Source organism: Bradyrhizobium manausense (genome assembly GCF_001440035.1).
GTDB classification, from domain to species: domain Bacteria; phylum Pseudomonadota; class Alphaproteobacteria; order Rhizobiales; family Xanthobacteraceae; genus Bradyrhizobium; species Bradyrhizobium manausense.
Genome location: NZ_LJYG01000108.1, coordinates 111,655 through 122,699, shown reverse-complemented (window position 1 = coordinate 122,699; position 11,045 = coordinate 111,655). Strand labels below are relative to the sequence as shown.

Sequence of the window (11,045 nt, the reverse complement as noted above, 5' to 3'; positions counted from 1 at the left end):
CGGACACGAGCCGGGTCCGAATGCCGCGATGCGGCTGCACAATTACGGCTTCGCATCGCGCCTGATCAACGGCGGCGACATCGGCATTGCCGAAGCCTATCTCGCCGGCGATTGGGACACGCCTGATCTCACGCAGTTTCTGTACCTGTTCTGCGTCAACCATGACCTGATCCAGGCCATGCTGCGCGACAAACCGCTGATGCGGTTCGTGCAGATGGTGCAGCACTGGTTCAACCGCAACACGCGCCGCCAGGCGAGGCGCAACATCCACGCCCATTACGACATCGGCAATGCGTTCTACTCGGCCTGGCTCGATCCGAGCATGACCTATTCGTCGGCGCTGTTCGAAGGCTCGACCACCGATCTCACGGCAGCCCAAACCAACAAATACCGCCGCCTCGCCGAGGCACTCGACCTGAAGCCCGGCCAGAAGCTGCTCGAGATCGGCTGCGGCTGGGGTGGCTTTGCCGAATTCGCCGCCAAGACCTTTGGCGCGCGCGTCGTCGGCCTGACCATCTCGACCGAGCAGCGCGATTTTGCGCAGAAGCGCATCCACGAAGCAGGGCTTGCCGAACAAGTCGAGATCCGGTTGCAGGATTATCGCGACGAGCGCGATCGCTACGACCGGATTGCCTCCATCGAGATGATCGAGGCGGTCGGCGAGCAATTCTGGCCGCGCTATTTCGCCCAGCTGCGCGACCGCCTGCTGCCGGGTGGATTGGCAGGCATCCAGGCCATCACGATCCAGGACCGGCTCTTCCAGGGCTACCGACGCGAGGTCGATTTCATCCAGCGCTATGTTTTTCCAGGCGGCATGCTGCCCTCGCCTGCCGTGCTGAAATCGCTCGGGGACAGGTTCAGCATACCCGTCATCCGTGAGCGCATCTTCGGGCAAGATTATGCCAAGACGCTCGCCACCTGGCGGAATAATTTCCGTGCGGCATGGCCGGCTCTCGCTCCCCTCGGCTTCGACGACCGGTTCCGGCGGCTGTGGGAGTATTATCTCGCCTATTGCGAGGCCGGATTCCTGTCCGGCAATATCGACGTCCGGCAGGTCATCTTCGCAAAGCAGCAATAAGAGTTAAGGCCCTTGCCTTGCAAGGGGTCCTTGTATGGCTGGCGACCCTACTTTAGGCTCTGACGACTTTCTCGCCCCCAGCCGGTAATTGCCTGACATGACCATCAAAAACGACGTTGTCGAAGCCATCGGCAACACCCCGCTGATCAAGCTCAAGCGCGCGTCCGAACTGACCGGCTGCACCATTCTCGGCAAGGCCGAGTTCATGAATCCCGGCCAGTCGGTCAAGGACCGCGCCGGCAAATGGATGATCCTGGAGGCTGAGAAGCGCGGCGAGCTGAAGCCGGGCGGCCTCGTGGTGGAAGCAACCGCCGGCAACACCGGCATTGGGCTCGCGGTGGTCGCGAGCGCGCGGGGCTATCGTACGCTGATCGTGATCCCGGAGACGCAGAGCCAGGAGAAGAAGGATTTTCTGAAGCTGTGCGGTGCCGAGCTGCTGGAATCGCCGGCGCTGCCCTACTCCAATCCGAACAATTACCAGCATGTCGGCCGCCGTCTTGCCGACGAGCTGCGCAAGACCGAGCCGAACGGCGTGCTGTTCGCCGACCAGTGGAACAACCTCGACAATGCCAAGGCGCATTACGACTCGACCGGTCCCGAGATCTGGGCGCAGACCGGCGGCAAGATCGACGGCTTCGTCTGTTCGGTCGGCAGCGGCGGCACGCTCGCCGGCGTCAGCCGTTTTCTGAAAGAAAAGAACAAGGACATCCGGATTGCCTGCGCCGATCCGCACGGCGCCGGCATGTTCGAATATTTCAGGACCGGCGAAGCCAAGGCGACGCCCGGCGACTCCATCACGGAAGGCATCGGGCTCGGCCGCAAAACCGCGATCGTCGAGAGCGCCAGGGTCGATGACGCCTTTCTCATTCCGGATGCGGAAGCTGTGAGTGTGATCTACGAGCTGCTGCAGCACGAAGGCCTGTGCCTCGGCGGCTCAACCGGCATCAACATTGTCGGCGCGATGCGGCTCGCCAAGCAGCTCGGACCAGGCAAGACCATCGTCACCATTCTCTGCGATTCCGGCAGCCGCTATCAGTCGAAGCTGTTCAATGCCGACTTCATGCGGGCCAAGAACCTGCCCGTGCCGGAATGGCTGGAGAAGCGCAGCAACATCAAGCTGCCGTTCGTCTAGCTCGAGCGGTCGGCTCCAGCTGCCTAGCTCAGCGCAGGATCTGGCTCAGGAACAGCTTGGTGCGGGCGTGTTGGGGCGCGGCGAAGAATTCGTTCGGCGTGTTGGCCTCGATGATCTGGCCGGCGTCCATGAACACCACGCGGTTGGCGACTTCCTTGGCAAAGCCCATCTCGTGGGTGACGACCAGCATGGTCATCCCTTCCTCGGCGAGGTCGACCATGGTGTCGAGCACCTCCTTGACCATTTCGGGATCGAGCGCCGAGGTGGGCTCGTCGAACAGCATCACCTTCGGGTTCATGGTCAGCGCGCGCGCGATGGCGACGCGCTGCTGCTGGCCGCCGGACATCTGGCCGGGAAACTTGTTGGCCTGGTGCGGGATCTTGACCCGCTCCAGGAACTTCATCGCGGTGGCTTCGGCATCCTTCTTGGGAATGTTGCGGACCCAGATCGGCGCCAGCGTGCAATTGTCGAGCACGGTGAGATGCGGAAACAGGTTAAAGCTCTGGAACACCATGCCGACCTCGCGGCGCACCGCGTCAACATGCTTGAGGTTCGGCCCGAGCTCGATGCCGTCGACGACGATCTCGCCCTCCTGGAACTCCTCGAGCGCGTTGATGCAGCGGATCAAGGTCGACTTGCCCGAGCCCGAGGGGCCGCAGATGACGATGCGCTCGCCCTTGGTGACGTCGAGATCGATGTCGCGGAGCACGTGAAACTCGCCGTACCATTTGTTCAGGCCGGAAATCTTGACGATGGGGTCGGACATGGTGGCCTCGATCAATTGCGGCGGTGGGCGTTGAGGCGGTGCTCGACGAAGAGCGAGTAGCGCGAGATTCCAAAGCAGAAGATGAAGTAGATGATGCCGACGAAGGCAAAGCCGGTGAACGCGGTCGATGGCGTGGTCCAGACCGGATCGGCGAATGAGGCGCGCAGCGAGCCGAGCAGATCGAACAGCGCGACGATCGACACCAGCGAGGTGTCCTTGAACAGCGAGATGAAGCTGTTGACGATGGCGGGAATGACGTGGCGCAGCGCCTGCGGCAGCACGATCAGCGATGTGGTCTTCCACCAGGACAGGCCGAGCGCGGAGGCCGCCTCGCCCTGCCCGCGCGGCACCGCTGCCAGACCGCCGCGCAGGTTCTCGGCCTGATAGGCGCCTGTGAACAGGGAAACGCCGATCAGCGCGCGCACCAGCCCGTCGACGGTGAAGTTGCCCGGCAGGAACAAGGGCAGCATGTAGGTCGCGAAGAACAGCACCGTGATCAGCGGCACCCCGCGCCAGAACTCGATATAGGTGATCGAGAAGATCCGAATCAGGGGAATGGTCGAGCGCCGGCCGAGCGCGAGCGCGACGCCGATCGGCAGGGACGCCACGATGCCGGTAATGGCGATCACCAGGGTCACCAGCAGCCCGCCCCACAGCCGCGTATCGACGATCGGCAAGCCGCCGTGATCGAGCCCCATCAGCTTGATCACCGCGGCAATTCCGGCGAAGGTGGCGAGGCTTGTGATCAACGGCCGCAATCCGGCCCGCGCGCCGCCACCGAGCACGAACAGGATCACCGAGACGACCACGGCCGTGATCAGGAAGTCGAGCCAGGGCCCCTGTCCTGCCGCCTGCATCTGGTCGCGTAGCCAGGTCAGTGGAAAGATCACCCAATGCAGCAACGTGCCGATCAGCGCGATGACGCTGCCGATCGCCCAGAGCAGCGGGCCGGCGGCCGAGGTCTTGCTCAGGCCGACCACAACCGCACCGGCTCCGCTGATGCTGTCGGCGAACAGTTGCAGCAGGCCTGCAACCCAGCTCACGCCGAAGCCGGTGATGCCGCCGCCATGTAGCAGGAAGAAAGCAACGGCGGGAAAGGCAAAGAAGAACAGTCCGGCATTCACGCTCTTGGCCGGCAGCCGCGGAATCAGCAGCGGCAGAAGCAGCACAGCGCCGAGCGCGAAGGTCAGGGTGACCCGCCAGCGTTCGGCCTCGGGATAGAAGCCGTAGATAAGCTGCGTGGACTTGGCCTGGATAAAGGGCCAGCAGGCGCCGACCGGATGACCGACATTCTCGGCAAGGCAGGCCGTGCGGTCCTTGCCGCTCCAGACCGCATCGACCAGCAGGAACTTGAAGCTTGGAACAACGATGTACCAAATCAGCAACAGGCCGAGGATCGTCAGCAGGATATTGGTCGGCGAGTTCAACAGGCGCGTGCGGACGAAGCCGACAAAGCCGGTGGTCTTCACCGGCGCCGGGCGCTCGGCAACCAGGTCCTGTCGGACATAGGACGACGCCATGATATCGGTCATGCACCCAGGCTCCGACTGATGCGCCAGCCATAGACGCTCATGATGGCGCTGGTGACGAGCGAGGTGAGCAGATACACGCCCATCGTCATGGCGATGATCTCGATTGCCTGTCCGGTCTGGCTCAATGCCGTGCCGGCGAACACCGAGACGAGATCGGGATAACCGATCGCGACCGCAAGTGACGAGTTCTTGGTCAGGTTGAGGTACTGGTTGGTGAGCGGCGGCACGATCACGCGCATGGCCTGCGGCACCACGATCAGCCGCAAGGTCGCGCCTCGGCTAAGGCCCAGCGAGGAGCCCGCCTCCATCTGCCCCTTGTGGACCGAAAGGATGCCCGCGCGCACGATCTCGGCGATGAAGGCGGCCGTATAGGTCGACAGTCCTACCGTCAGGGCCACGAGTTCCGGAATGATCCGCGTGCCGCCGGCGAAATTGAATCCCTTGAGTTGCGGCAGTTCGAACGTGACGGGCGGACCGAAGGCAAGGATCGTCGCGAGCGGTAATCCAACAAGCAAAATCAGTACGTATGGCCAGATCCGGATCACGCGGCCCTGACCAAACAGCGCCCTCTTCGCGTAGCTGCGCAACGCCAGCGAGGCGACAAGGCCGAGCGCCAGCGCGGCAAGGAACGGAACGAGGCCAGGCTGCCCCAGCGCCGACGGCACGATCACGCCACGATTGTTGAGAAAGAAGGCGCCGAGGACCGACACGCTTTGCCGCGGCGACGGCAGCGCCGCGAGCACGGCGAGATACCAGAACAGGATCTGGAACAGCAGCGGCAGGTTTCGGATCGCCTCGACATAGAGGCCGCCGACGCGCGACAGCAGCCAGTTGGGTGACAGACGGCAGAGCGCCACGACGAAACCGATCACGGTGGCAAAGAAGATGCCGATCACCGAGACCAGCAGCGTGTTCAGCACGCCGACCAGGAACACGCGGAAATAGGTATCTGACGCCGAATAGGAAATCAGGGTCTGGTTGACGTCGAAGCTGGCGCTGTTTTGCAGGAACCCGAAGCCCGCGGCAATGTGCTGGGTTTCCAGGTTGGTGCGGGCATTGGATATGATCTCATAGGCCATCCATGCCAGGATCGCGCCAAAGACAAGCTGGACGGCGACGCCGTTCCAGCCTGCCTTGCCACCAAGCGCGCGCCGGACCTTCAGCGCGATCTGCGGTGGCGGTTTCCGGGCCTCGACGCCCATCGGCGCAGCCTTCGCTTTGCCGATCAGCGGATCGGCGGCGCGTATTGCAGGCCGCCCTTGGTCCAGAGGGCGTTGACGCCGCGCGCGATCTTGAGCGGCGAGCCGGCGCCGACATTGCGATCGAACGACTCGCCGTAATTGCCGACCGCCTTGACGATCCGGATCACCCAATCCTTGGTAAGGCCAAGCTGTTCGCCGAGATTGCCGTCGGTACCGAGCACCCGCTTCAGCTCAGGCTTGTCGGATTTCACCATCTCGTCGACGTTCTTCTGGGTGATGCCGAGCTCCTCGGCCGTGACCATCGCAAACAGCGTCCATTTCACGATGTCGAACCACTGATCATCACCGTGACGCACCATCGGACCCAGCGGCTCCTTGGAAATGATCTCCGGCAGCACAACGTGATCGGCGGGACTCGTCAGCTTCAGGCGGGTGGCATAGAGTCCGGATGAATCGTCGGTGAAGACGTCGCAGCGCCCCGACTCGTAGGCCTTGACCGCTTCGTCGATCGTGCCGAACGCGATCACCTCGTACTTCATGTTGTTGGCTTTGAAGTAATCGGCGAGGTTCAGCTCGGTGGTGGTGCCGGTCTGGACGCAGACGGAGGCGCTGTTGAGCTCCAGCGCTGAATTCACCTTGAGCGACTTCTTCACCATGAAGCCCTGCCCGTCATAATAAGTCACGCCGGTGAAATTGGCGCCGAGCGAGGTGTCGCGCGATATCGTCCAGGTGGTGTTGCGCGACAGCACGTCGATCTCGCCGGATTGGAGCGCCGTGAAGCGGTCCTTGGCAGACAGCGACACGAACTTGACCTTGGTCGGATCATTGAAGACCGCGGCGGCGATCGCGCGGCAAACGTCGACGTCAATGCCGGTCCAGTTGCCCTTGTCGTCGGGCGAGGAGAAACCGGGCAGGCCCTGGCTGACGCCGCAGGACAATGTGCCCCGGTCCTTGATGGTCTTGAGCGTTTGCGCGTCGGCAGCTTGGGCTGAGAGGCCGGCGGCGAGAGCAAGAGAGAGAGCCAGGGTTACACGTTTCATGGGCTTAAAGCCTTTCAAAGTCATCTCAAGGTCGGGAACGGAATCCCTGCAAGGACGCGCCTTGCAAGAGTCATGCTGGAAAACCTTGCCGAACACCCGCCCCATCCCAGGGAGCCATACCTTAATCCTCGCCGCCGGCGCCCGCCGCTGTGGCTGTGGCGCAAGGTCCGGTCAGACGATGGATCGAAGGTCGCGGCAGGCCCCTCAACATGCGGCGACTGAATAGCACCTGCGCATCACAGAACGACTGGCGAGCCGGGTCAAGGGGTTGACGGGACTCTTCTGTGTTCTGTTATTAACGATCGCGGCCCCGAGGCCGCCCCGGCCGTGCGGTCCGCGCCCGGCGGAAACGCTTTTTTGAAAGCAGACGCATGGATTCCTCGCACCCCGCAGAGCAGCACGCCGAAACCCGCCTGGTCACCTCCGGCCGCGACACCAAGGCGCAGAAGGGGTTCGTCAATCCGCCCGTATTCCACGGCTCGACCGTGCTCTATCCGACCGCCGAGGACCTGCATGCCCACCGCGGCGAGTTCACCTATGGCCGCCACGGCACCCCGACCACCAGGGCGTTCCAGGACACGCTGATGGCTCTGGAGGGACCGCAATGCGCCGGCGTCGGCATCGTGCCGTCGGGCCTGTCGGCGATCTCCACCACCCTGCTCTCGGTGCTGAAGACCGGCGATCACATCCTCGTTGTTGACAACATCTATCGGCCCTCACGCAATTTCTGCAACGGCATGCTCGCCCGTTACGGCGTCCAGACAACCTATTTTGATCCGCTGATCGGCGCCGGCGTCGAGAAGCTGTTCAAGCCCAATACCCGCGCCGTGCTGGTCGAGGCGCCAGGCTCGCAATCCTTCGAGATGCCTGACATCCGCGCCATCGCCGACGTCGCGCATGGGCGTGACGCGCTCGTCATCGACGACAACACTTGGGCGACGCCGCTCTATCACCGCTCCCTCGAACAGGGCGTCGACATCTCCATGCAGGCGGCCACCAAATATATCGGCGGCCATTCCGACATCATGTTCGGCACGATCTCGGCCAATGCCAGGGCCTGGCCGCAGATAGCCGAAGGCATCCGCCTGCTCGGCGTCTGCGCCGGCCCCGATGATGTCTTCCTCGCACTGCGCGGCCTGCGCACGCTGTCGGTGCGGCTCGCGCAGCATCACCGTTCAGGGCTGGAGATGGCGCGCTGGCTCGCTGGCCGGCCCGAAGTCGCGCGCGTGCTGCATCCGGGGCTCGAGACCGATCCGGGCCATGCGATCTGGAAGCGCGACTTCACCGGCGCCTCCGGCCTGTTCAGCATCGTGCTGAAGCCCGCGCCGCAAAAGGCCGTCGACACCATGCTGAACACGCTCAAGCTGTTCGGCATGGGTTTTTCCTGGGGCGGTTTCGAAAGCCTGGCGATTCCCTTCGATTGCGATGCCTACCGCACCGCGACCAAATGGGCGCCGGGCGGCCCGACGCTGCGACTCCACATCGGGCTCGAGAGCGTCGACGACCTCAAGGCCGATCTCGACCGCGGCTTCGCTGCCCTCAAAGCGGCGATGTGAGCCTGCTCACGCGCCATTCCGCCTGCGGACGCGCCAATGCGCGCCGCGAGAACGTGCAGGAGCACCGGACGTTGACGCCGACGAGCCAACAAGGGGTTGATCCGCCGACGTTTGGCGTTAGCCTGACCCCTTCGACTCCAGGTCCGGACACGGAGAATGGGTACGTTGGTTCTGCTCGATCTGATGGGTGGCGTGGCGCTGTTGCTGTGGGGCCTGCATATGGTCCACAGCGGGATTTTGCGTGCGTTCGGTCCTGACCTCAGGCATCTGCTCGGCAAGGCCCTCGGCAACCGCTTCAGCGCCTTCGCCGCCGGCCTTGGCCTCACCGCGCTGCTCCAAAGCAGCACGGCAACGGCCCTGCTCACCAGCTCTTTCGCCGCCGAGGGTCTGCTGAGCCTCGTCGCTGCGCTTGCCATCATGCTCGGGGCCAATGTCGGCACAACCCTGATCGTGCAGGTGCTGTCGTTCAACATCGCCGCCGTTGCGCCCGTGCTATTCGTGCTCGGCCTCGTCGCCTTCCGCGCGGGCCCGCGCTCGCGGATCAAGGACATCGGCCGCGTCTGCATCGGCCTCGGCTTGATGCTGCTGTCGCTGCACATCCTGCTCGACACGCTGGCGCCGGCGGAGAATGCGCCCGGCATGCGGGTCGTGATGACGGCGATCACGGGTGATCCCGTCCTTTGCATCGTGATTGCCGCCCTCCTCACCTGGCTGGTGCATTCGAGCGTCGCCAGCGTGCTGCTGATCATGTCGCTGGCCTATTCGCAGTTCATCACGCCGTATGCGGCTCTCGCTTTGGTGCTTGGCGCCAATCTTGGCAGCGCCATCAATCCCGTGTTCGAAGGCACCAAGCGCGACGCCCCCGCGAGCTACCGCCTGCCGGTCGGCAATCTCGTCAACCGCGTGGTCGGTATCGCACTGGTCCTGCCCTTCCTGGGCACGATCGCGGATCACATCCACGCCTGGCAGCCGGACCTTGCCCGGATGACGGCCGCCTTCCATGTCGCGTTCAATGTCGGCACGGCCATCCTCTTCGTCGGCCTGCTCGATACCCTGTCGCGTCTGCTCACCCGGCTGCTGCCCGATCGCGTGCAGGAAACCGATCCCGGCCGACCGCGCTATCTCGATGAGACCGCGCTGGAGACACCGTCACTGGCGCTTGCGGACGCCGCACGCGAAACCCTGCGCATGGGCGATCTGGTCGAGACCATGTTGCGCAAGGTGATGGCCGCGATGATGACGGGCGACCGTTCGCTGGTCGAGCAGGTCTCCAAGATGGACAACATCGTCGACGGCCTCGACGAGGCCGTCAAGCTCTACGTCACCAAGCTGACCCGCGGCAGCCTCGACGAGAGCGAAGGACGGCGTGCGATGGAGATCATCTCCTTCGCCATCAACCTCGAACATATCGGCGATATCATCGACAAGAACCTGAGCGAGCTCGCCACCAAGAAGATCAAGCGGCGCTTCCAGTTCTCGCCGGAGGGCGCGGACGAGCTCGCCGCCTTCCACAAGCGCACGATGGATTCGCTGCGGATCGCCTTCGGCGTGTTCATGTCGGGCGATGCCAACGAGGCCCGCAAGCTGCTGGTGGAAAAGACCGCGCTGAAGAACACCGAGCTCGCCGCCGTCGAGCGACATCTCGACCGCCTGCGCGAGGGCCGGCCCGAGACGATCGAGACCACATCGCTGCACCTGGACGTGCTGCGCGATCTCCGGCGCATCCACTCGCATATCTGCTCGGTCGCCTATCCTGTGCTGGATGCGGCAGGCGAGCCCTATCGCCGCTCCGAGGCGGAGACATCGGCCCTGCCCGCCTCAGGCGCGACGGCGCTGCCGCGCTAGGGCTGCGCGCACCAGCACGGCACCGCCCGACAGCAACAGCCCCGCTGCGCAAAGCAGCGTCGGGGCGATCCACAACGTCAGGAACGACAACAGGCGCGCATCGCCGGGGCGCCGCGGATCGTAGGCGATCCTGACCGGCTCGCCATCGGCATTGGGCTGTGCGGTCGATCCGGATGGGGAGGTGAACGTCATCACGCGGCCGTCGCGTGCGGTGAATTGAAAGGTCGGATAGAGAAATGTGCCGCCGTGGTTTCCACCGCTTCGTGCGACGGCACCGACGAAGCGCGCTTCGGTCTGCTCGGCCCTGGCAAGAAAAGCGATCGTGTCGCCCAGATCGAAAAGGCCGCGCCCGAGCAAGGTCAGGCCGACCAAGAGGACCAACAGGAACAGAACTAGCGGGATTTTGCCCATGCCGATCCGGAGATTTGCATGTCGACGCGAGCCCTGAATCAGCGATCCAGCGTCTTCGACGCGCGGCCGCGGTTCTTGATGATCAGCATGATGTTGCGGACGTAGATGATTGTCGCCAGCGCCTGTCCGAGGATGATGACGGGCTCACGTTTGACGACGCCGTAGACCAGCGTCATCAGGCCGCCGCCCATCGAGCAGAACCAGAACGCCATCGGCACCACGCTGTTGCCGGCGCGCTCGCTCGCGATCCACTGCACCAGGAAACGCGCGGTGAAGAACAGCTGCGCAACCAGGCCGAACGCCAGCCAGAAATCGAACTTGGCGACGAAGACGTCGTAGAGATAATTGCTCAACGCCTGGCCGTATTGGATGATCATGCGTTCACCTCAGTTACTTCCGGCGTCGGCTTCTTACGGCGGATCAACCACCACACGCCGGCGAGATCCATGATCCCGATCCACAGCCGGTCGAAGAAGCCGTAAT

General features: G+C 63.7%; 10 protein-coding genes and 1 pseudogene. 4 read left to right on the top strand and 7 right to left on the bottom strand.

Going from position 1 to position 11,045, the window contains the following annotated elements; translation table 11 throughout:
- Together AOQ71_RS30625 and AOQ71_RS30620 are read left to right on the top strand one after the other, a co-directional pair.
- A partial coding sequence (locus AOQ71_RS30625; protein ID WP_245317264.1) for an SAM-dependent methyltransferase occupies window positions 1-1,078 on the top strand: 1,078 nt, incomplete at its 5' end.
- Between the two features lie 97 nt (window positions 1,079-1,175).
- Entirely contained in the window at window positions 1,176-2,210 is a 1,035-nt protein-coding gene (locus tag AOQ71_RS30620) for a cysteine synthase A (RefSeq protein WP_057754892.1), read from the top strand.
- A gap of 28 nt (window positions 2,211-2,238) precedes the next feature.
- Here AOQ71_RS30620 and AOQ71_RS30615 read toward each other — a convergent pair whose 3' ends face one another.
- From AOQ71_RS30615 to AOQ71_RS30600, 4 genes are read right to left on the bottom strand one after another with little or no spacing between them, the layout of a single operon-like run.
- The gene (locus AOQ71_RS30615) at window positions 2,239-2,976 is read right to left on the bottom strand and encodes an amino acid ABC transporter ATP-binding protein (protein ID WP_057756634.1); all 738 of its coding nucleotides are present in this window, start codon (window positions 2,974-2,976) and stop codon (window positions 2,239-2,241) included.
- Between the two features lie 11 nt (window positions 2,977-2,987).
- The gene (locus tag AOQ71_RS30610) at window positions 2,988-4,508 is read right to left on the bottom strand and encodes an amino acid ABC transporter permease (RefSeq protein WP_057754889.1); all 1,521 of its coding nucleotides are present in this window, start codon (window positions 4,506-4,508) and stop codon (window positions 2,988-2,990) included.
- Window positions 4,505-5,710: an amino acid ABC transporter permease gene (locus AOQ71_RS30605; RefSeq protein ID WP_057754886.1), complete on the bottom strand. Its 1,206-nt coding sequence runs from the start codon at window positions 5,708-5,710 to the stop codon at window positions 4,505-4,507. The genes AOQ71_RS30610 and AOQ71_RS30605 overlap by 4 nt, the downstream gene beginning before the upstream one ends.
- Before the next feature lie 23 nt (window positions 5,711-5,733).
- Window positions 5,734-6,750, bottom strand: coding sequence for an amino acid ABC transporter substrate-binding protein (locus AOQ71_RS30600; RefSeq protein WP_057756632.1), 1,017 nt, complete (start codon window positions 6,748-6,750; stop codon window positions 5,734-5,736).
- Window positions 6,751-7,121: 371 nt separating this feature from the next.
- Between AOQ71_RS30600 and metC the strand changes: the two genes are divergently transcribed.
- Together metC and AOQ71_RS30590 are read left to right on the top strand one after the other, a co-directional pair.
- On the top strand, window positions 7,122-8,306 hold the full coding sequence (metC, locus tag AOQ71_RS30595) for a cystathionine beta-lyase (protein WP_057754883.1): 1,185 nt from the start codon (window positions 7,122-7,124) through the stop codon (window positions 8,304-8,306).
- A 156-nt stretch (window positions 8,307-8,462) separates the two neighbouring features.
- Window positions 8,463-10,151, top strand: coding sequence for a Na/Pi cotransporter family protein (locus AOQ71_RS30590; RefSeq protein ID WP_057754880.1), 1,689 nt, complete (start codon window positions 8,463-8,465; stop codon window positions 10,149-10,151).
- Here AOQ71_RS30590 and AOQ71_RS30585 read toward each other — a convergent pair.
- From AOQ71_RS30585 to AOQ71_RS48850, 3 genes and pseudogenes are all read right to left on the bottom strand, one after another.
- Window positions 10,125-10,523, bottom strand: a complete 399-nt coding sequence (locus AOQ71_RS30585; protein WP_162268428.1) for a DUF3592 domain-containing protein — start codon at window positions 10,521-10,523, stop codon at window positions 10,125-10,127. The genes AOQ71_RS30590 and AOQ71_RS30585 overlap by 27 nt on opposite strands.
- 77 nt (window positions 10,524-10,600) lie before the next feature.
- Entirely contained in the window at window positions 10,601-10,939 is a 339-nt protein-coding gene (locus AOQ71_RS30580; protein WP_027557997.1) for a lipid-A-disaccharide synthase N-terminal domain-containing protein, read from the bottom strand.
- Window positions 10,936-11,045 (bottom strand): annotated as a pseudogene (locus AOQ71_RS48850) (dolichol-phosphate mannosyltransferase); the annotation flags it as partial. The pseudogene AOQ71_RS48850 and the gene AOQ71_RS30580, both read right to left, overlap by 4 nt.